Genomic DNA, 20,691 nt, shown 5'->3' on the forward strand with positions numbered 1-20,691 from the left:
AACGGCATCCTCACGGCAGCATGACGCGGCGGTGCTGGCCAGAAGCGCCAAGGGACGCTACAGCGGCGTGGCATTTCGTCATCAGGGGCAGGCACAATGCTGGACGGAGCAGCCAAATCCATCATCCAGCCGACCCTCGACCGCATTGGCCGGGGGCTGGCAGGCTGGGGCGTCAGCGCCAACCACGTCACGCTCGTTGGCCTGCTGATCGGCGTTTTCGCCGGAGCTGCGATCGTCGCCGAGCAGTTTTTCGCAGCATTCGTCCTCATTCTGGTGAGCCGTGCGCTCGATGGTCTCGATGGCGCAGTGGCGCGCGCAACGGCGCCAAGCGATTTCGGCGGGTTTCTCGATATCGTTCTCGACTTCGCTTTCTACGGCCTCATCCCGCTGGCCTTCATTATTCAGGATCCGCAGCAAAACGGCATCGCCGGCGGGCTGCTGCTGCTGTCCTTCTACGTGAATGGCGCGAGCTTTCTGGCTTTCGCGACCATTGCGCAAAAGCGCGGCCTCTCGACCGACGCACGCGGCGTGAAATCCTTCTATTTCACGACAGGGCTGGCGGAAGCGTCGGAAACACTGCTCGTGTTCCTCGCCTTCTGTCTGCTGCCCGGATATTTCGCGTGGATCGCGATCGTCTTCGCGATCCTCTGCTTCTATACGACGCTGTCGCGGATCGTTGAGGCGCGCAGCCTGTTCGCCGACGCGGACTAGATCGCCGACAGCGCCCGGTCGATGTCCTCGATCAGATCGTCCGTATCCTCGAGCCCGACGGACAGGCGGAGCGTGCCGGCGCCAATGCCGAGTTCCAGGCGGTCTTCTTCGGCGAGGTTCTTGTGCGTCGTCGTGGCCGGATGGGTGATCAGGCTCTTGGCATCGCCAAGATTGTTGGAGATGCGGATGATCTCGAGCGCGTTCTGGAACGCGAACGCCGCCTCCTTGCCGCCGTCGATGTCGATGGCAACGAGGGTCGAGCCGCCGCTCATCTGCTTGGCGATGATGTTGGCCTGCGGATGGTCGGCCCGGCCCGGATAGATGACGCGGTTGACGCCCTTGCGGCCATCGAGCGCATCGGCGATGCGGGTCGCGCTTTCCGTTTGCTGACGGACGCGCAGCGGCAGCGTTTCCAGACCCTTCAGCATCGTCCACGCGTTGAACGGCGACATGGAAGGGCCGGTGTGGCGGAAATAGTCGTGCAGATTCTCGTCGATCCATTCCTTCTCGGAGAGGATCACGCCGCCGAGACAACGGCCTTGGCCGTCGATGTGCTTGGTGGTCGAATAGACGACGATATGCGCGCCAAGTTCCAGCGGCTTCTGGAAGAGAGGTGTGGCGAACACGTTGTCGACGACGACACGGGCGCCGATCTCATTGGCGAGCGTTGCGACGGCAGCAATGTCGATGACTTCAAGCGTCGGGTTGGTCGGGCTTTCGAGGAAGAAGACTTTCGTGTTCGGGCGAACGGCTTTCTTCCAGTTCTCGATGTCGCGGCCATCGACCAGCGTGGTCTCCACGCCGTAGCGCGCCATCAGCTTTTCGACGACCCAGCGACAGGAACCGAAGAGCGCGCGGGCAGCGACGACATGGTCGCCCGCCTTCACCTGGCAGAGAAGCGCTGCGGAAACGGCGGCCATGCCCGTTGCGGTAGCCCGGGCGTCTTCGGCGCCTTCCAGCGCGCACATCCGCTTTTCGAACATGTCGACGGTCGGGTTGGCGTAACGCGAATAGATGAAGCCTTCCGCTTCGCCCTTGAAGCGCGCTTCAGCAGCTTCGGCGCTTTCGTAGACGTAGCCTTGCGTGAGGAAGAGGGCTTCAGAGGTCTCGCCGTGCTGCGATCTCGTTGTGCCGCCGTGGACGAGGGTGGTTGCCGTACGCCAGGTCTTCGATGTCATCGTGCTTTTTCCGTTCTCAACCGCAACGCGGTCACAAAAAAACCGGCCGCATAGCTGGCCGGTTCGTGACACCCGACCATTTTAGCAACTTCTTTAACGTGGCTGCAAGCCGGCCGGCCAAATCACCACGGGATAAGGAGGCTATACCGGCACTCCAATCTTGCGTCAATTCTGCATGGCTGCGAATGATGCGCCCTTGAGACGCTGGCGAGGAAACGACTGTGACACCCGGCATACTGGCCGATGCCGCGATTGCGGCGCTGTTCGAAACGGGAGCGCTTGTCACCGAGCGGCCGCTGGACGGCGACCAGATCCAGCCGGCAAGCCTCGATCTTCGCCTCGGTGCACGGGCCTTTCGCGTCCGCGCGAGCTTCCTGCCGGGGCGCGAAACGCCTGTGCGCACGAAGCTCGATCGCCTGAAACTGCACGAGGTGGATCTGAGCGAAGGCGCGGTTCTGGAGACAGGCTGCGTCTATATCGTACCTCTGATGGAAAGGTTGGCGTTGCCTGCGGGCTTAAGCGCTTCCACCAATCCCAAGAGCTCGACCGGCCGGCTCGACATCTTCACCCGCGTGATGGTGGATGGCGGTCAGGAATTCGACAAGGTTCCGGCTGGCTATCACGGCGAGCTTTACATCGAGATCAGCCCGCGCACGTTCCCGATCATCGTGCGTGCCGGCTCACGCCTGTCGCAAATCCGGTTCCGCAGCGGCAATGCGCTTTTGAACGAGGAGCAACTGGTCGATCTGCATGCGTCGGAGCGCCTTGTCAGCACGGGCGATGCCAATATCTCCGGCGGGGGCATCGCGCTTTCCATCGATCTGGAGGGCGATGAGCACGGGCTCATCGGCTACCGCGGAAAGCGCCACACGGGCGTCATCGACGTCGATCGCAAGGCCGCTCACGACGTTCTCGATTTCTGGGAGCCGATCCATCGCCGCCAGGCGGCCGAGATGGTGCTCGATCCGGACGAGTTCTACATCCTCGTGTCGCGCGAGGCGGTGCATGTGCCGCCGCTCTTTGCGGCCGAGATGACGCCCTTCGACCCGTTGGTCGGTGAATTCCGGGTGCATTACGCCGGGTTCTTCGATCCCGGCTTCGGGCACGATCCCGCCGGTGGAGCCGGCAGCCGGGCCGTGCTGGAAGTGCGCAGCCACGAAGTGCCGTTCATCCTGGAACATGGGCAGATCGTCGGGCGCCTGGTTTACGAGCACATGGCGGAGCGGCCGAATGCGCTTTACGGCACGGATCTCTCGTCCAACTATCAGGCGCAGGGCCTGAAGCTTTCAAAGCATTTCCGGTCGATCGACTAGAGCAGTTTCGCGTTTCTTTGAATCGCTCAACGGCTCCATGTTTGGGTTTGTCGCGTTTCCGACGGTGAACTGGTATCCACTTCACCTGGAAACGCTTTAGGGCTGACTGCTTTCCTTGTGAGCCGCCGCCGGGCTGCCATTCAGACGAGCGATCTCTGCCTTGAGAGCCGACAGTTCCGCCAGGATCTTGCGCTGGTTCTCCTTCATGTCGTCGCGCTCGTCCGCGGCGCTTGCCTCATGCTCCTCCTGCATCGCCGATACGATGATACCGATGAAGAGATTGAGCACGGTGAAGGATGTCGCCACGATGAACGGGATGAAGAACAGCCAGGAGAGCGGGTAGGTTTCCATCACCGGCCGAACGATGCCCATGGACCAGCTTTCGAGCGTCATGACCTGGAACAGCGTATAGGCGGATTCACCGATGGAACCGAACCATTCGGGGAAGCTCTGCGCGTAAAGATTGGTCGCCATGACCGAGAAGACGTAGAAGACGAGGCCGAGCAGGAAGACGATCGATCCCATGCCCGGAAGCGCATTGATTAGGCCGCCGACGACACGGCGCAGGGATGGCACGACGCTGATGAGGCGCAGCACGCGCAGGATGCGCAATGCGCGAAGAACGGAGAGATTGCCGGTTGCGGGCAGAACGGCGATCGAGACGACCAGCAGATCGAAGATGCGCCAGGGATCACGGAAGAAGGCCATCCGGTAGACGGCGAAGCGGCCGATCAATTCCAAGACGAAGATGGCGAGGATCGTACGATCGAGCGCCTTGAGGAAGCCGCCGGCACGCTCCATGACGGCAGGCATGGTTTCCAATCCGAGCGTGATGGCGTTGATCACCACCAAGGCGGTGATGAACCATTCAAAACGGCGGGATTCGATCAGGGATTTCAGCGAATTCATGGGGCGGCCTGCAGCAGGGAAGAGCGGCCGTTAGGTGGATTGCGAGGCCCTGCAAGTCAAGCTGTCTCAGAAATCGAAAAGGTCAAAGGGCGGAGGCAGGGACGACGCCGCCCTTTGACTGGAGGCCGGATCCTACTGAATCGCAGTTTCCGGTTCATCATCCACGACTTCGGCGACCGGCGTGGAAAGTTCCGAAGGATCGAGCGCGACGATCATTTCCGCGCAGCGCGATGCTGCATCCCGACCGAGACGGTCGACGCCCGGGATCTGCGCCCATGCTGCCTTCTCGACGAAACCGCGCTGCTGATGCGGCCGCATGCCGGTCAGTTCTTCGAAATCGGCACGGGCCGTGTCCACGCCACGGAAATTGTCGACACAGACGGAGGCGGCCAGTTCGGCACGCGACGCGTTGGCGGCATCGCGAGCCATTTCATTGGCGGTGCCACCGGTAACCCAGCCGCCGAGCGTAAAGCCCAGAACGACCGTCGCAACGGCAGAGCCTGCGGCGACCCAGCCGAGAGTGCCCTTGGTCGGCTCGTATGCGTTCCACTTGTCAGAAATGCCCATCTTTTCCCTCCGGATTTGTTTCGAACTGTTACGGAGTGTGAGGAGTGGGGGCGGACTTGTCAAACTATCAAAAATTGCCTGCGGCAATCCGTCATCGAGCCAGCCTCGTCTGGCCTGACGACAAGCAGTTCCTGAGCTTTTTCGGCTTGCTGAAAGGCGTTTGCACAGATAGGTTTAGCGGCATTGAGCGGGTGTAGTTCAATGGCAGAACGGCAGCTTCCCAAGCTGCATACGAGGGTTCGATTCCCTTCACCCGCTCCAGAAAAACCCTCAGACACTATGGCGAAATCTGGGCCCGATCAGCGCGCTTTAGGTGAAATGATCCTGTGCCGATCACGCGGGCAGGCCGCTGGCAGACTTTGCTCGGAGGGACCGATCGCAGCGCCCGTTGCCGCCAATGTCGGCCGGTGCGGCGTCTTCGCCCAGTGGTGCGGCCGGCGGAGAAGCTCGTAAAGCGCGGTCCAAGCGGCCCATGTCATCAGCGCCCAGTAGACGGGCAGAAGCATCCAGCGCCATCCCACCCGCAGCCGCTCAAGCGGCGACATCGCGCGCCGGCCGAGCAGGACGAAACAGGCAAAGGTTGCCGTCAGAATGGTGATGTCAGCGACGAACAGGATGGATTCGAAGCTGGTGCGGCCGTGGTCGCCGACCGACAGTGCCGAGATCATCGAAACGCCGAAGAAGTAGACCATTGCCGGGCTGAGCAAGGCGGCAACGAGAAGTCCAATCGTCATGATCTGGAAGGTGGCGGAGCGCACGAAGCCGAGCGCGTTCGGTCCGCCGCGCGGGCGACGCAGCATCACCAGCCAGGTCTGCATCCAGCCCTTGAACCAGCGCGTACGTTGGTTGCGCCAGGTGCGGATATCGGTGGGCGCCGATTCAAGCGTCGGCAGGGAGATGACGCCCAGGCGATGACCGTGTGTCGCAAGCCGAAAGCCGAGATCGGCGTCCTCGGTCACATTGAAAGGGTCCCACGCGCCCACCTCCCGCAGCGTTGCGGTTCGAAAATGGTTGGAGGTTCCACCCAGTGGCAGCGGCAGGTCGTTGCGGGCGAGAAAGGGCAGAAGCCCGCGAAAAAGCACCGCATATTCCAGCGCGAAGAGAGCCGTGATCCAGGAGTGGCGCGGATTGGCGATGACGAGGGGCGCCTGGACGCAGCCGAGCCGAGGGCCGCCCGCCCTGAAGCGCGCCAACGCCTGGAGCAGTTGTGCCGGGTGCGGGCGGTCTTCCGCATCGTAGATCACGAGATGCTCGCCGCGTGCTCCGGCCATGGCGTAGTTCAGCGCTTTGGGCTTGGTGTAGGGGCGAACCCGCGGCACGACGACGATCTCATACTCGGGGCCGAGAGACTGCGCGCGCAAGGCAGAGATCGTCTCCGGATCGTTGGCCTCGCAGACGAATTTGATGTCGAGCTTGGCGCGTGGCCAATCGATCGCATCCAATGCGCGCACCAATTGCCCGGCCATCGCATGTTCGCGGTAGAGCGCCACCATCACCGTATAGACGGGTAGCGTCGGATCGGCTGCTTCGGCCGGCACGATCTCCGGATCGAGGCCAAGCCCATCGACCAAGGCTGTTGCCCGCAGCCATAAAAGGGTAGCGAACAGACTTGTCAGGAACAGATGCGCCGCAATCGACATGAACACGGGGGAGACGATCAACAAGGCCGCCAGCGCGGTGAAGATCGTTCCGAAGATGAACCCCTGGCTGCCGGTCGCCACGATCCGTGCGCTGGCTGCCTGCTGGGTATCGAACAGATGTCCGACGGTCTCCGCGACCCGTTCGCGGCTGCGGACGGCCCATACGGCTTGCTTAACCCCCGAAGGTGTCGTGATTGCGAAAGCTGGGCGCAGGCCACCGTGCCGGGAGAGCATCTCGGCAAGGCTGACCAGTCCCGCGAGATCTGGCGCGATCAGTTTGCGCGTTCGTCCGCGCTGATCGATGACGAGCGGTTTGTGCGGCATGATCAGCAGCGCGTCGATCGATGGCGTGACGATGACAAAATGCGGATCGATCGTCTCGATGAAGGCGAGGCCGAGTTCGGCGGCGACCGCCTGGTAATAGGCTGTTTCGGTTACGGCTCGGGCGGCGAGCAATTCGCGATCGACGGAGGTGGAATGCCGCGAGGCGCGGTCCGCCGCTTCGGCCAATTGCTGATCTGAGAGGTTCAGCCGTCTCAGAACGCGGGACAGGATGTCGACCGGGTGCGAGCACTTTTCAGTTGCTGATCTTGCAAGGGGCAGGCTAGCACGGGCGATGGCGCGGCCGAGGCCGCTGGCGTCGGAAGTTGGAACGGAAGTCAAAAGCATACTTCGCCGCGCCGCCGCGGACGTGTATTGGTCTTGCGTCACACAGCCCCAGGCGATGCCTGCCCCACTCTGCTCAAGGCCTAGCATGCTAGCGAGACACCAAAATAAAACATCCCTGGCTTTGTATGGGTTAATTGTTTTTTTACTCTGTTTGATCGGCTTGCCGAGCGGTTCTGCTTGGGGCCAGACCGTAAAAGTCCCGAATGTTTTTGATCCACGGGAGCGGCTGGCCTTGCCAGACCTGTCTGGCGCGGGACGCGTGCGCTTCCTGATGACGACCGATTTTCCGCCATTCAGCTTTCTCGACCAGAGCGGGCGGCTTGCCGGCTTTCATGTCGACTTAGCGCGGGTGCTCTGCGGGGAACTGGACATCGAGCCCCGCTGCCAGGTCCAGGCGCTGCCATGGGACGAGCTGGAACCGGCGCTCGCGGCCGGCGAGGGAGAGGTGATCATGGCCGGTTTGCAGGTGAGCGAGGAAAGCCGCGAGCGCTATCTTTTCACCCGCACGATCATGGACTTGCCGGCGCGTTTCGTCGTGAAGGCCGCTGAGGCCGGAACCGACCGGGTGGCAGCCGATCATTTCGAACTGGGTGCCCGGATCGGTGTCATACAACGCTCCGCCCATGCAGCGATGCTTCAGCGCTTCTTTCCTGATTTGACGCCGGTTCCGTTCGCGAGTTCCACCATGCTCTACCGCGCCGTCCAGGGCGGCTGGGTCGACGGGATCTTTGCCGACGGGTTGCAACTGTCGTTCTGGCTCGGCAGTCCGGCTTCGGCCGAATGCTGCGGGTTTCTGGACGGGCCCTTCCTGTCGCGCGAGTTTCTCGGCAACGGGCTCTCGATCGCTGTCAGGAACGATCTGCCCCAACTCGTGGAAGGTCTCGACTACGCGCTGATGTCGCTCAACAAAAGCGGCCGCTTCGCGGAACTCTATTTGCGCTACTTCCCCAACGGGCTTTACTGAGCTCTAGCTGTCGAGCTTGCGAAACGGCAGGGCGAGCGCCCAGCCGAGCCTTGCGGTTTCTTCGCCACGATAGTGCTCGAGGCCGATCTCCATGCCGTCATGGCCGCGCCGCGGCTGGTCGACATAAGTACCGAACAGTCGATCCCAGAAGGGAAAGTTGAACCCATAATTGGAATTGGTTTCGCGCCTATCGGTGGAGTGGTGGACGCGGTGCATGTCGGGCGTCACAATCACAAGGCGCAGCGGCGCATCCAGCCATTTCGGCAGCCTCAGATTGGCGTGATTGAACATCGACGCGCCGTTCAAAACGATCTCGAAGATCAGAACGGCAAGGGCAGGTGCGCCGAGCAGAATGACGATCACAGCTTTCCAGACCATGGAGAGCACGATCTCCAGAGGATGAAAGCGCAACGCGGTGGTGAAGTCGAAGCCGCTGTCGGCATGGTGCATGCGGTGGATGCGCCACAATAGCGGGAAGCGATGGCTCGCCCAATGTTCGAGCCAGATGGCGAAGTCGAGTACGATGAAGGCGATGAGGCCGGCAAGCCAGACGGGAACGTCGAGCACATTGAAGAGGCCGATGCCGCGGCTTTCTGCCCAAAGCGCGGTGCCGACGGCAGCCAGCGGAAAGACGATGCGCAGGCAGACCGACGACAGGACGACCATGGAGACGTTGGTAATCCAACGCTTCGAGCGCCACGCACCAACCATCTCGGGCCGCTCCAGCCGGGGTGCTGCCAGTTCCAAAAGCGCCATAGCCGCAAAGATGGCGAGGAAGACGCCCATCCGCACGACCGGTTCGCTCAAGCCGAACAGTTCCATCGCGAGGGGTCGCTCCTTGATTGCCTCTACCATCGATATGGCGCCGAGCACCGGTTGCCGCAACGCAAACTGCGTTCACGAAGGCGCGAAATGTTGACGCGAAAGGGTCGGCACGGCATAGCTGCGGCCAGCCAGCCCCACGGGCCGGCCTTGCGGGTGCTTCAGGCGCCGGCCCCTCTGACAAGCACGGACAATTGAGACGATGAGCGATCCCGAGCGAGGCGCAAGCCTGTCCCATCACGAGAGTTTCGATCCGGATGTGATCGCGGCGGCTCAAGGCGGAAAGGCCTGGCCGTTCGAGGAGGCGCGCAAGCTCGTCAAACGCTATGAAAAGAGCGGCTTTCCGGATGTGGTGCTTTTCGAAACCGGCTATGGCCCCTCGGGCCTGCCGCATATCGGAACGTTTGGTGAAGTGGCGCGCACCTCGATGGTGCGCCACGCGTTCCGCGTTTTGACCGGCGACCGGGTGCCGACCAAGCTCATCTGCTTCTCGGATGACATGGACGGGCTTCGCAAGGTGCCGGACAACGTGCCGAACAAGGAGATGATGGCGACTTATCTCGGCAAGCCGCTGAGCCGCGTGCCGGACCCGTTCTCCGATGCGCATCCCTCTTTCGCTGCCGCCAACAATGCCCGGCTGCGCTCGTTCCTTGATCGCTTCGGCTTCGACTACGAATTTGCCTCCGCCACCGACTACTACACGTCAGGCCGGTTCGACGAAGCGCTCCTGCGCATGCTGGCCGTCTATGACGACGTGATGGCGATCATCCTGCCGACGCTCGGCGAGGAGCGCCGCGCGACCTATTCGCCCTTTCTGCCGATCTGCCCGCGCACGGGCGTCGTGCTGCAGGTGCCGATGGTGGATCGCGACGTCGCGGCGGGAACGGTGACCTACCTGGACCCTGAGACCGGCGAGCGCATGGTAACGCCGGTGACCGGCGGCAACGTCAAGTGCCAGTGGAAGGCCGATTGGGCGCTGCGCTGGTTCGCGCTCGGCGTCGATTACGAGATGGCGGGCAAGGATTTGATCGACAGCGTCACGCTGTCCTCCAAGATCTGCAAGGCGCTCGGCGGAACGCCGCCGGAAGGCTTCAACTACGAGCTGTTCCTGGACGACAAGGGTCAGAAGATCTCCAAGTCGAAGGGCAACGGGCTGACGATCGACGAATGGCTCGCTTACGCGCCGAGCGAGAGCCTGTCGCTCTACATGTTCCAGAAGCCCAAGACGGCGAAGCGGCTGCATTTCGACGTCATTCCGCGTGCTGTCGACGAATACTACCAGTTCCTCAGCGCCTACGAGAAGCAGGACTGGCCGACCCGGCTCTCCAATCCCGTCTGGCACATGCATGATGGTGAGCCGCCGGCCATCGATCTGCCGGTGCCATTCGCTCTGCTGCTCAATCTCGTAAGCGCGTCGAACGCCCATGACAATGCTGTGCTCTGGGGCTTTATCTCGCGCTATGCGCCAGGCGTCACGGCCGAGACGCATCCCGAGCTCGACCGGCTGGTCGGCTATGCGATCCGCTATTTCGACGACTTCGTGAAGCCGGCGAAGCGGTTCCGTGCGCCAGATGCGGTCGAGCGGGAAGCCTTGGCAGCGCTGTCTGAAAAACTCGGCACGCTGCCGGCGGATGCGGACGGTGCGGTCATCCAGGATGCGGCGCTCGACGTGGCGCGCGCCATCGAGCGTTACCAGGATCACGCCAAGAAGAGCCCATCGGGTGGCCCCGGCGTTTCGATCGCCTTCTTCCAGATGATTTATGAGGTGCTTCTCGGGCAGGAGCGCGGGCCGCGCTTTGGCTCTTTTGCGGCGCTTTACGGGATCGCGGAAACGCGGGCACTGATCGACGACGCTCTTGAGGGCCGGTTGACGGCTGCCTGACCGCTGCCTCAGCGCGGATCGGAACCATGGATGCCGATGCGGGCCTCGCGCGCCGCGTCGGCAAGCTCCGCATAGGCGGAACCCGGCTCGGCATCGACCCAGCCATTGGTGACGAGCCAGGCGGCGATATCGGTCTCTCCCCGCATGCAGTTGGCCGTTGCCGTCCCTTCCCAGTTCGCCTCGTCGAGATCGCAGGCGAGCGCGCGGCCGCGCAAGAAATTGCGGAATGCGGTCCGGGCAATCATGCCGCACGGCCAGCGCTGCCCGCTTTCATCCGGGCAGAACCGGTCGGCCGGCGTCGGCACGATGCCTTCGAGCGCAAGATTGCGGCCGGAAATCGAGACCAGTCCAGCGGACAGGGCAAGCGGCCGGTAGAGGAGCGGCTTTGGTTCCTCGCGCGGCGGTGGCGGTTCGGAGATCGGCTCGCGCGCCTCGATCCGTTCCAACTCGTCAGGAGCCGCCGTGAAAGGCTGGCCGAAGAGATCGGGATCCACCGGTCTCGCAATGCTGATTTGTGAAGATTGCGAGGGGAATGTCGATGGCTCTGGGTGTGTCGGAGCTGGATCGGGGGAGACTTCGGTCGTCTGCTGAGGCGGGCGCTCCACCACTTCCAGGGCGGCGAAATAATCCATGGCGGTGAAGAGGCCGATCAGCAGGCATGCGATCAGCGTCACCGGCAGGATCAGGCTGCGCAGGAAGCGCTTGATCACTGGCTTGCCCAGATGATGCGGGCGACCCATTCGACGTCGGTCATGTCGAACACCCGGTTTTCATGCTCGATATTGAGCGATGACAGCTCGATCGTACGGGCCGTCTGGCGGTGCAGAATCTTGGCCATGACCTCGCCTTCGCGAGTCTTGACGACCACGCGGTCGCCGCGCCGAACCTGGGCATGGGGCTCCACGATCAACACGTCTCCGTCCCGGTAGAGCGGAAGCATGGATTCGCCTTGAACTTCGAGCGCGTAGACGCCCTTGCCGCCGGGAGCCGTCGGGAAATCGACCATCTCCCAACCCTGGCCGGCCGGAAATCCGCCATCGTCAAAAAAGCCGCCGGCGCCGGCCTGGGCGAAACCGAGAAGGGGAATGGCGTTCGAACCGGGTGCGGCACGCTCGGATCCTGCGCCTGCCGCCTGGCCGCGCACCATGGCCATGAACTCTTCCAGCGAGGAGCCCGTCGCTTCGAGCACCTTGGACACGGATTCGGTCGACGGCCAGCGGGACCGGCCGTCGGACGCCTGGCGCTTGGACTTGTTGAAGGATGTGGGGTCGAGCCCGGCACGCCGCGCGAGGCCCGATGGCGAGAGCTGATGGCGCTCGGCCAAGGCATCGATCGCTGCCCATATGCGGTCATGGGAAAGCATGCTTGGGTTCCCGCTCGATCAGGGCGGCCGTTGAATGCGGCTGCATTCCGGTTGTTCTACCGCCAGGACAGCGCGGAGTAAAGAGATGTAGGAATAAAATCCCTAGAATGACCTAGGATTTTGCAGCGCTGAACGGAGCGCGGCCGGATGCGAGTGCGCGGTCGAGATCGTCGATCCGGTCCTGGCCCCAGAAGACTTCGCCGTTGAGCACATAGGCCGGCACACCCACGGCATCGGCGGCGATGGCTTCTTGCGTGTTCTGGCGGCGGCGAGCGGCGATATCTTCGCCTTGCGCGGCGCTCAAGATGGCGTCGCCATCGAAGCCGCATGCATTGAGGTAGCGCGTGATGACGGCGGGATCGGAGATGTTCTCCTCACGGGCCCAAACGGCGGAGAAGATCTCGAACATGTAGGCCGACGGGTCCTGTTTCTCGTCGAGCAGCGCGATCACGGCCTGGTCGGCGAGCGTCGCATCGACCGGAAAGTGCCGTGGTGCGAGATTGATGGGCAGGCCGCGGCGGTCGGCTGCCCGCTGCAGTTCCAGAAGCCGGTAGCGCTGGCGAGCGAGCGGCCGCTCCTTCAGCGGCTTGGCACCGGAATTGCCGAAGATCGCGGCGATATCGACCGGCTTGTAGGCGATGCCACAACCGTGTTTGGCGGCGATTTCCTCAAGCGCCTTGTGTCCGAGATAAACGAAGGGAGATGCGCCGAAGAAGTAATAATCGATCGTGGCCATAGGGCTGCTCCCTGTGATGTATCTATTACCAATAACGTCCGGTCGTGGCGATCACCACCGTCAGCAGGCCGAGCACGAGGTTCATGCCGACGAATTTGCGGATCTTGTCGAGGTTGCGCGCGCCTTGCGCATAATCGCCGGCATCGATTGCTGTTCGGAACCGCTTCCAGGGCGCCGCGACGATGTGGAAGAAGAGCAGCATCATGAGAATGCCCGTCAGCGTCATGACATGGACGGAGATAGGCGCGCCGGCAAAACCGCCGAAGGTGACGAAGATCATCGCGAATCCCGTAACGAGGAGCGCGATGACGGCCCAGCCGACGGCGGGCAGAAACTTGGCGAAGACGTTGCGCCAGAGCGTCAACCGGGCGGCCGGATCCAGCGGGGCTGCGGCGGGGCGCAGGACGAGATAGGCGAACGCCATGCCGCCGACCCAGAAGACGGTGGCAAGGACATGGATGGCGAGGAGGAGAATGGTCATGCCCGTTCCCTATCGCGCCCTCGATGCTGCGGCAATGGCATAAAAAACCCGGCGGAGACCGCCGGGTCGATGTTGGTGCGAAATGGACCGGATCAGGCCGCCTGTTTGACCGCTTCTTCCTGGCCGAAGCGCTGGTAGAAGGTCTCGCCGGACTTGGCGAGTTCTTGGACGATGCGGGTCGGCTTGAAGTGCTTGCCGTAGTTTTTCGCGAGCGTCTTGCAGAGTTCCTCGAACTTCGCCGCGCCCATGGCGTCGATGTAGGAGATGGCGCCGCCCGTATAGGGAGCGAAACCGAAGCCGAGGATGGAGCCGACGTCGGCTTCGCGCGGATCGGTCACGATGCCTTCTTCCATGGTCCGTGTTGCTTCAAGCGCGATGCCGATAAGGAAGCGCTGCTTCAGGACCTCGACATCGACGTCATCGGCCTTCTGCTGTGGGAAGAGCGTCTTGAGCTCCGGCCAGAGGTGCTTCTTCGCCGGCTTCGCCGGATAGTCGTAGAAGCCCTTGCCGTTCTTGCGGCCGAAGCGACCATGCTTGTCGACCATCGTGTTGACGAGGTCCATGTGGCGCGGATCGACGGCTTTTTCTCCAAGATCGGCGATGGCAGCCTTCAGGATCTTCTGTGACAGGTCGAGCGCCACTTCGTCGTTGAGCGAAAGCGGGCCGACCGGCATGCCGGCCATCTTGGCGGCATTCTCGATCATCGCCGGCGGGACGCCCTCGATCAGCATGTTGTAGGCTTCGTTCATGTAGCCGAGCACGCAGCGATTGACGTAGAAGCCGCGCGTGTCGTTGACGACGATCGGCGTCTTCTTGATTGCGGCGACGTAGTCGAGCGCCATGGCGAGCGCCTTATCGCCGGTCTTCTTGCCGAGGATGATCTCGACCAGCATCATCTTGTCGACGGGCGAGAAGAAGTGGATGCCGATGAAGTTCTTCGGGCGCTTGGAGTTCTTGGCCAAGCCGGTGATCGGCAGCGTCGAGGTGTTGGAGGCGAAGACGGCGGCCGGCTTCAGCACATCCTCGACTGCCTCGGTTACGGTCTTCTTGATGTCGCGATCCTCGAACACCGCCTCGATCACGAGATCGGCGCCGTCGAGATCGGCGTAATCGGACGACGGCGTGATCAGCGAGAGGAGTGCGTCGCCTTCCTCCTGCGTGGTCTTGCCCTTCTGGACGCCCTTCTTCACGATGTCGGCGGAGTGTGCCTTGCCCTTCTCGGCGGCTTCCATGTCGCGGTCGACGAGCACGACCGGGATGCCGGCTTTGGCCGTCACATAGGCGATGCCCGCACCCATGAAGCCGGCGCCAACGACACCGATCTTCTTGAACTTGGTCGGCTTCACGTCTGCCGGACGGCGCGCGCCCTTGTTCAGCTCCTGCATGGAGACGAAAAGCGAGCGGATCATGCCGAAGGCTTCCGGCGTCTGCAGGACGTGGGTGAAATAGCGCTGCTCGACCTTGAGTGCCGTATCGAACGGCAGCTGCAGGCCTTCGAAAACGCATTTGAGAATCGCCAGCGCGCCAGGATAGTTGCCGTTGGTCTCGCGGCGCAGGATGCCGGAGGCGGCAGGCCAGAGCTGGGCGCCCTGCGGCGACCAGACGGCGCCTCCGGGAGCCTTGAAGCCCTTTTCATCCCACGGCTGAACCGGCTTCAGGCCATCCTTGATCATCTTCTTGGCGGTCGCGACAAGCTTTTTCGGCTCTGCGATCTCGTGGATCAGGCCCATGGCCTTGGCGCGCTGCGGCGACAGCGACGACCCGGTCGTCATCATCTGCAGGGCGTCCTGCGCATTGGTGAGACGGGGAACGCGCTGCGTGCCGCCGGCACCGGGGAAGATGCCGACCTTGACTTCCGGCAGGCCCATCTTGACCGACTTGTCATCAGCCGCGACGCGGCCGTGGCAGGCGAGCGACAGTTCCAGCGCGCCGCCCATGCAGGTGCCGTTGATTGCGGAAACCCACGGCTTGCCGCAGGTCTCGATCTTGCGCCACAGCCAGCTCATGCGTCCGGCCGCGTCGAAGAGCTTCTTCGTGGCATTGCCGGCGTCCGTGGCCTTTTCCTCGGCCATCATCGCGAACATGCCCTTGAGCATGGTGAGGTCGGCGCCACCGGAGAAGGTCTTCTTGCCGGAGGTGAAGACGACGCCCTTGACCTTGTCGTCGGCTGTCGTCGCGTCACAGATCGCCTCGATCTCGTCCATCACCTCCATGGTGAAGACGTTCATCGACTTGTCGGGCATGTCCCAGGTGACGAGAGCGATGCCGTCATTGTCGGTTTCGACGGTGAAGTTCTTGTAAGCCATGGTTTCAAATCTCCCCGGTTCTCAGACGCGCTCGATGATCGTCGCCGTGCCCATGCCGGCGCCGATGCAGAGCGTGACCAGCGCAGTGTTGAGGTCGCGGCGTTCCAGCTCGTCGAGCACGGTGCCCAAGATCATGGCGCCGGTGGCGCCGAGCGGGTGGCCCATGGCGATGGCGCCGCCATTGACGTTCATCTTGTCGTGCGGAATGTCGAAGGCCTGCATGTAGCGCAGCACGACTGCCGCGAATGCCTCATTGAGCTCGAAGAGATCGATGTCCTCGAGCTTCATCTTGGCGCGCTGCAGGAGCTTCTCGGTCACATCGACCGGACCGGTCAGCATCAGCGCCGGGTCGGAGCCGATATTGGCGAAGGCCTTGATGCGGGCGCGGGGCGCAAGGCCTATGGACTTGCCACCCTTCTTGGAGCCGAGCAGCACGACGCCGGCACCATCGACGATGCCGGAGGAGTTGCCGGCGTGGTGGACGTGGTTGACCGTCTCGATTTCCGGATGCGCCTGGATGCCGACAGCGTTGAAGCCGCCCATTTCGCCAGGCATGACGAAGGACGCGTTGAGGCTTGCAAGACCCTGCATGTCGGTCGACGGGCGCATGTGCTCGTCATGGTCGAGGATCGTCATGCCGTTGATGTCCTTGACCGGAGCGACGGCTTTTTTGAAGTAGCCCTTCTCCCAGGCATTGGCGGCGCGCTTCTGGCTTTCCACCGCATAGGCATCGACGTCGTCGCGCGAGAAGCCGTATTTCGTGGCGATCAAATCGGCTGAAACGCCCTGCGGCATGAAATAGGCGGGGAAGGCGACGGACGGATCCATGAACCATGCGCCGCCGGCCATGCCAAGACCGATGCGCGACATGGATTCCACGCCACCGGCGATGACGATGTCGTCAGCGCCTTGAGCGATCTTGGCGGCGCCGAAATTGATGGCGTCGAGACCGGAAGCGCAGAAGCGGTTGATCTGTATGCCGGGCGCCTGGGTCTTGTAGCCGGCCTCGAAGGACGACGCCTTGGCGATGTCGCCACCAGCCTCACCGACCGCGTCAACGCAGCCGAAGATGATGTCGTCGACGGTTGCCGTGTCGAGGCCATTGCGGTCGCGCACTTCCTTCAGCACATGGGCGCCGAGGCGCACCGATGGCACCTCGTGCAGCGATCCGTCCTTCTTGCCGCGGCCGCGCGGGGTGCGGACGTGATCGTAAACATAAACGTCGGCCATTCGTCAGGTCTCCCTAGTTCGAAGCTATGGCCACCCGCTCAAAGCGAGCGGGCGATCAGAAGCTTCATGATTTCGTTGGTGCCGCCGTAGATCCGCTGGACGCGGGCGTCGCGGAACATGCGGGCGATGGGGTATTCGTTCATGTAGCCATAGCCGCCGAAGAGCTGCAGGCATTCGTCGGCGACCCGGCACTGCAGGTCGCTCAAGAGGTACTTGGCCATGGACGCCGTGGTCGTCGTCAGCTCGCCCTTGAGGTGCTGATCGACGCAATGATCGACGAAGACGCGTGCCATCGTCGCTTCGGACTTCAGTTCGGCGAGCTTGAACTGCGTGTTCTGGAACTCGATCACGGCCTTGCCGAAGGCTTTCCGTTCCTTGACGTAGTCGATGGTGACGGCAAGCGCCCGCTCGATCATCGCGATCGCCTGATTGGCGATCAGCAGGCGCTCCTGCGGCAGTTGCTCCATCAGCTGGATGAAGCCCTGGCCCTCGTCAGTGCCGAGCATGTTCGACGTCGGGATGCGGACATCGTTGAAGAAGAGCTCGGACGTGTCGTTGGCCTTCAGCCCGATCTTGTCGAGGTTGCGGCCGCGCTCGAACCCTTCGACCTCGTCGGTTTCTACCACCATCAGAGAGGTGCCCTTGGCACCCTTCGCCGGGTCGGTCTTGGCGACGACGATGATCAGATTGGCGTGCTGGCCGTTGGTGATAAAGGTCTTGGAGCCGTTGACCAGGTACTGGTTGCCGTCCTTCTTCGCGGTCGTCTTGACGCCCTGAAGGTCGGAGCCGGCACCGGGCTCAGTCATGGCAATCGCGCCGACGAGTTCGCCGGTCGCCATGCGAGGCAGCCATCTCTGCTTCTGCTCCTCGGAGCCGTAATGCAGGATGTAGGGCGCGACAATCGCGTTGTGGAGCGCGATACCGAAGCCGTCGGTGCCGGTGCGGCCGAGCGCTTCGATGATCACCGCCTCATGGGCGTAGGAGCCGCCCGACCCACCGTATTCCTCCGGCATGGATGCGCAGAGAAGGCCTGCTTCTCCCGCCTTCGTCCAGCTTTCCCGGTCGACCATCTCCTGCTTTTCGAACAGCTCATAGTGCGGCGCGATCTCGTCCTTGAGCCAGCGCGTCGCCATTTCTTCGAGCATGGCGACATCGTCTGTCCGCCAGGCGGGCAGCGGGATGCCGAGAACTTCGGATGGCTGGATCATGACTGTTTCCTCCAAAACAGTTCGGGCAGGCACTGCAAGATGCGCCTGCCCAACGAGGCCGATCGACTTCTAGAACGCCTCGGCGGCCAGTTCCATCATGGAATCCGCACCGGTCTCGATGCGGGCGCGGCGCAGTGCCGTCTCCGGCATGACCTTTTCCATGTAGAACTTTGCCGTAATCAGCTTGTTTTCGAGATAGGTCGACTGGCCGTTTGCACCGGCGGCGAGCTTCTCGGATGCGGCTTTCGCCATCTGCGCCCACATGTAGCCGAGCGCGACGAGGCCGAAGAGATGCATGTAGTCGGTGGAGCCGGCACCGGCATTGTCCGGCTTCGCCATGGCGTTCTGCATGAACCACATGGTGGAGGCCTGAAGGTCGCCGAGGCCCTTCTTCAGGTGCTTGGTGAAGAAGGAGAGCTTCTCGTTCTCGCGGTTCTCGGCGCAGAAATCCTCGACCTCCTTGAAGAAGGCCATGACGGCACGGCCGCCATTGAGGCCGAGCTTGCGGCCGACGAGGTCAAGCGCCTGGATGCCGTTGGCACCTTCATAGATCATGGCGATGCGGGCATCGCGCACGAACTGGCTCATGCCCCATTCTTCGATGTAGCCGTGGCCGCCATACATCTGCTGGGCAGCAACCGCGTGATCGAAGCCCTTGTCGGTTAGGACACCCTTGATGATCGGGGTCATCAGGCCGAGCACGTCGTCGGCGGCCTGCTTTTCCTTCTCGTCGTCGGAACGGTGTGCGATGTCGGACTTCAGGGCCGTCCAGAGCAGCAGCGCGCGGCCGGCTTCGTTGAAGGCGCGGATCGTCATCAGCGTGCGGCGCACGTCGGGATGGACGATGATCGGGTCAGCCTTCTTCTCGGGCGCCTTGGCACCGGACAGGGCGCGGCCCTGGATGCGCTCGCGGGCGTAGTTGGCCGCATTCTGGTAGGCGACTTCGGCGATCGCGTGACCCTGCAGGCCGACAGCAAGACGGGCTTCGTTCATCATCACGAACATGGCGTTCAGGCCACGATTCTCGGTGCCGACCAGGTAACCTTCCGCTTCGTCATAGTTCATGACGCAGGTTGCGTTGCCGTGGATGCCCATCTTTTCTTCGATGGAGCCGCAGGAGACGCCGTTCTTCTCGCCCGGAGCGCCGCCGCCATCCAGCTTGAACTTCGGCACGATGAAGAGCGAGATGCCCTTGGTGCCTTCCGGCGCGCCTTCGATGCGGGCGAGCACCAAATGGACGATGTTCTCGGCCATGTCGTGATCGCCGGCTGAGATGAAGATCTTCTGACCGGAAATCTTGTACGAGCCGTCGCCATTCGGCACGGCCTTGGTGCGCAGCAGGCCAAGATCGGTGCCGCAATGGGGCTCCGTCAGGTTCATGGTGCCGGTCCAGGTGCCGTCGATCATCTTCGGCAGATAGGCCTGCTTCTGCTCGTCCGAGCCGTGGACCTGGATCGCGGCAATCGCGCCCTGGGTCAGGCCGGGGTACATCATCAGTGCCATGTTCGCCGACGACATGAACTCGCCTACGGCGGTGTGCAGCGCGTAGGGCAGGCCCTGGCCGCCATATTCCGGATCTGCGGCGAGGCCGAGCCAGCCGCCTTCGCGGTATTGCTCGAAGGCCTGCTTGAAGCCTGTCGGCGTCTTCACCTGGCCGTCCGCCAGGCGCTCGCAGCCTTCGCGGTCACCGACCTGGTTCAGCGGAAACAGGACCTCTTCGGCGAACTTTCCGCCTTCCTGGAGCACGGCCTCGACGATGTCGGACGATGCCTCGGAAAACCCGGCGAGATTGTTGTACCGCTCGAAGCCCAGCACATCGTTCAGGATGAACAGGGTATCGTCGACCGGGGCCTTGTACACGGGCATGAATGCCTCCTCATTGAAGCGCGAATACAGCGGGAGCGTTTGGTTGGAGACGCCATAGCAAAAATTGACGTTTGCGTAAACGTCAATTTTATCGCGCAGGCGTGCATATGTGTCGATCGATTCACGTCGACGACGACAGCATCTCGCGCACGACGGCCATCGTCTGTTCCAGTTCGCGGATGGCCGTATCGATCTCCATGCGCTGATCCTTCAGGCGTTGCAGCTGCTCACCGCCCTTGTCCAGCGCGACTTTCAGCTGCGTCTTGTTGCGGCCTTCCGGATCGTAAAGCTCGATCATCCGCCGCACTTCTTCCAGCGAGAAGCCGAGACGCTTGCCGAGCAGAATGAGTTTCAGCCTTGCACGATCCCGGCGCGAATAGAGCCGTGTCACGCCGATGCGGCGCGGTTGCAGAAGATCCTTGTCCTCATAGAAACGAAGGGTCCTCAGCGTCACGCCGAACTCGGCGGCGAGATCGCCAATGCGAAACAGCTGGTCTTCCGGCCCGAACGCTCCGTCGTCGGTCTCCGCAGCGTGGCTTGCGATGCGGTCGATCTCGTCGATCGGGGCTTGCTGGCGACTACGCAAGCTTCACTCCATTTTCAACCATTAAGAGAAACCAAAAAGTACACTACTCTGAATTGTATTGATTTCGGAAACACCGTTCCTGCGACGCCCGATGATACAAGCGCAGCCGGCAAGGTCCATGTCTATTTCCTGTGCTGGATGTGGGGCGAGATCCAAAAGCTTAACGGCTTGTTTACCACGTTTGGTGGATTGTGCGGCAACTAGAGGTGAATCCCGACAACAGTATTGCGTCTCTTCGGATTGCCTGACGCGCTTCCGGT

The 20,691-nt window shown here is 62.4% G+C and carries 18 protein-coding genes, 1 tRNA gene and 1 riboswitch; of the genes, 5 read left to right on the forward strand and 14 right to left on the reverse strand.

Annotated elements, in window-relative coordinates; translation table 11 throughout:
* The first annotated feature begins 96 nt into the window (after window positions 1-96).
* Window positions 97-711 (forward strand): CDP-alcohol phosphatidyltransferase family protein, encoded by a 615-nt coding sequence (locus tag D5400_RS05320; protein ID WP_126008380.1) that lies wholly within the window; start codon window positions 97-99, stop codon window positions 709-711.
* Here D5400_RS05320 and D5400_RS05325 read toward each other — a convergent pair.
* Complete coding sequence (locus D5400_RS05325; protein WP_126008382.1) at window positions 708-1,889, reverse strand: O-succinylhomoserine sulfhydrylase; 1,182 nt, start codon at window positions 1,887-1,889, stop codon at window positions 708-710. The two genes, D5400_RS05320 and D5400_RS05325, sit on opposite strands and share 4 nt — an antisense overlap.
* Window positions 1,890-1,949: 60 nt before the next feature.
* Window positions 1,950-2,028: riboswitch (SAM riboswitch) on the reverse strand.
* 82 nt (window positions 2,029-2,110) lie between these two features.
* Between D5400_RS05325 and D5400_RS05330 the strand changes: the two genes are divergently transcribed.
* Window positions 2,111-3,202: a 2'-deoxycytidine 5'-triphosphate deaminase gene (locus tag D5400_RS05330; RefSeq protein ID WP_126008384.1), complete on the forward strand. Its 1,092-nt coding sequence runs from the start codon at window positions 2,111-2,113 to the stop codon at window positions 3,200-3,202.
* 96 nt (window positions 3,203-3,298) lie between these two features.
* Here D5400_RS05330 and D5400_RS05335 read toward each other — a convergent pair whose 3' ends face one another.
* A complete protein-coding gene (locus tag D5400_RS05335) occupies window positions 3,299-4,111 on the reverse strand; it encodes an ion transporter (protein WP_126008386.1) in 813 nt (270 codons plus the stop codon).
* 132 nt (window positions 4,112-4,243) lie between these two features.
* Window positions 4,244-4,678 carry a hypothetical protein gene (locus D5400_RS05340; protein ID WP_126008388.1) on the reverse strand — a complete coding sequence of 145 codons (435 nt, stop codon included), beginning with the start codon at window positions 4,676-4,678 and terminating at the stop codon, window positions 4,244-4,246.
* Between the two features lie 187 nt (window positions 4,679-4,865).
* Here D5400_RS05340 and D5400_RS05345 point away from each other — a divergent pair.
* Window positions 4,866-4,939: transfer RNA gene (locus tag D5400_RS05345), tRNA-Gly, on the forward strand.
* Between the two features lie 38 nt (window positions 4,940-4,977).
* Here D5400_RS05345 and D5400_RS05350 read toward each other — a convergent pair.
* Window positions 4,978-6,987, reverse strand: a complete 2,010-nt coding sequence (locus tag D5400_RS05350; protein ID WP_164527803.1) for a glycosyltransferase — start codon at window positions 6,985-6,987, stop codon at window positions 4,978-4,980.
* Between the two features lie 85 nt (window positions 6,988-7,072).
* Between D5400_RS05350 and D5400_RS05355 the strand changes: the two genes are divergently transcribed.
* Window positions 7,073-7,951, forward strand: a complete 879-nt coding sequence (locus D5400_RS05355; RefSeq protein ID WP_126008392.1) for a transporter substrate-binding domain-containing protein — start codon at window positions 7,073-7,075, stop codon at window positions 7,949-7,951.
* A 3-nt stretch (window positions 7,952-7,954) separates the two neighbouring features.
* Here D5400_RS05355 and D5400_RS05360 read toward each other — a convergent pair whose 3' ends face one another.
* Window positions 7,955-8,773, reverse strand: coding sequence for a sterol desaturase family protein (locus D5400_RS05360; RefSeq protein WP_126012795.1), 819 nt, complete (start codon window positions 8,771-8,773; stop codon window positions 7,955-7,957).
* A gap of 202 nt (window positions 8,774-8,975) precedes the next feature.
* Between D5400_RS05360 and D5400_RS05365 the strand changes: the two genes are divergently transcribed.
* Window positions 8,976-10,655, forward strand: a complete 1,680-nt coding sequence (locus D5400_RS05365) for a lysine--tRNA ligase (protein ID WP_126008394.1) — start codon at window positions 8,976-8,978, stop codon at window positions 10,653-10,655.
* Window positions 10,656-10,663: 8 nt separating this feature from the next.
* Here the strand turns inward: D5400_RS05365 and D5400_RS05370 are convergent, their stop codons facing one another.
* The 9 genes from D5400_RS05370 to D5400_RS05410 all read right to left on the reverse strand — a co-directional run bounded on the left by D5400_RS05370 (window position 10,664) and on the right by D5400_RS05410 (window position 20,431).
* Window positions 10,664-11,395, reverse strand: a complete 732-nt coding sequence (locus D5400_RS05370) for a thermonuclease family protein (protein WP_164527804.1) — start codon at window positions 11,393-11,395, stop codon at window positions 10,664-10,666.
* The gene (locus D5400_RS05375; RefSeq protein WP_126008398.1) at window positions 11,362-12,018 is read right to left on the reverse strand and encodes a S24 family peptidase; all 657 of its coding nucleotides are present in this window, start codon (window positions 12,016-12,018) and stop codon (window positions 11,362-11,364) included. The genes D5400_RS05370 and D5400_RS05375 overlap by 34 nt, the downstream gene beginning before the upstream one ends.
* A 112-nt stretch (window positions 12,019-12,130) precedes the next feature.
* Window positions 12,131-12,754: a 2-hydroxychromene-2-carboxylate isomerase gene (locus D5400_RS05380; protein ID WP_126008400.1), complete on the reverse strand. Its 624-nt coding sequence runs from the start codon at window positions 12,752-12,754 to the stop codon at window positions 12,131-12,133.
* A gap of 25 nt (window positions 12,755-12,779) precedes the next feature.
* Window positions 12,780-13,235 carry a CopD family protein gene (locus D5400_RS05385; RefSeq protein WP_126008402.1) on the reverse strand — a complete coding sequence of 152 codons (456 nt, stop codon included), beginning with the start codon at window positions 13,233-13,235 and terminating at the stop codon, window positions 12,780-12,782.
* A gap of 92 nt (window positions 13,236-13,327) precedes the next feature.
* The gene (locus D5400_RS05390; protein WP_126008404.1) at window positions 13,328-15,541 is read right to left on the reverse strand and encodes a 3-hydroxyacyl-CoA dehydrogenase NAD-binding domain-containing protein; all 2,214 of its coding nucleotides are present in this window, start codon (window positions 15,539-15,541) and stop codon (window positions 13,328-13,330) included.
* A 21-nt stretch (window positions 15,542-15,562) separates the two neighbouring features.
* Complete coding sequence (locus D5400_RS05395) at window positions 15,563-16,771, reverse strand: acetyl-CoA C-acetyltransferase (RefSeq protein WP_126008406.1); 1,209 nt, start codon at window positions 16,769-16,771, stop codon at window positions 15,563-15,565.
* 38 nt (window positions 16,772-16,809) lie between these two features.
* Window positions 16,810-17,979, reverse strand: coding sequence for an acyl-CoA dehydrogenase family protein (locus tag D5400_RS05400; protein WP_126008408.1), 1,170 nt, complete (start codon window positions 17,977-17,979; stop codon window positions 16,810-16,812).
* Window positions 17,980-18,048: 69 nt separating this feature from the next.
* The gene (locus D5400_RS05405) at window positions 18,049-19,845 is read right to left on the reverse strand and encodes an acyl-CoA dehydrogenase C-terminal domain-containing protein (RefSeq protein WP_126008410.1); all 1,797 of its coding nucleotides are present in this window, start codon (window positions 19,843-19,845) and stop codon (window positions 18,049-18,051) included.
* A 121-nt stretch (window positions 19,846-19,966) separates the two neighbouring features.
* A complete protein-coding gene (locus tag D5400_RS05410; protein WP_425364902.1) occupies window positions 19,967-20,431 on the reverse strand; it encodes a MerR family transcriptional regulator in 465 nt (154 codons plus the stop codon).
* Window positions 20,432-20,691: the final 260 nt, after the last annotated feature.

The organism is Georhizobium profundi, from assembly GCF_003952725.1.
Taxonomy (GTDB): Bacteria; Pseudomonadota; Alphaproteobacteria; order Rhizobiales; family Rhizobiaceae; genus Georhizobium; species Georhizobium profundi.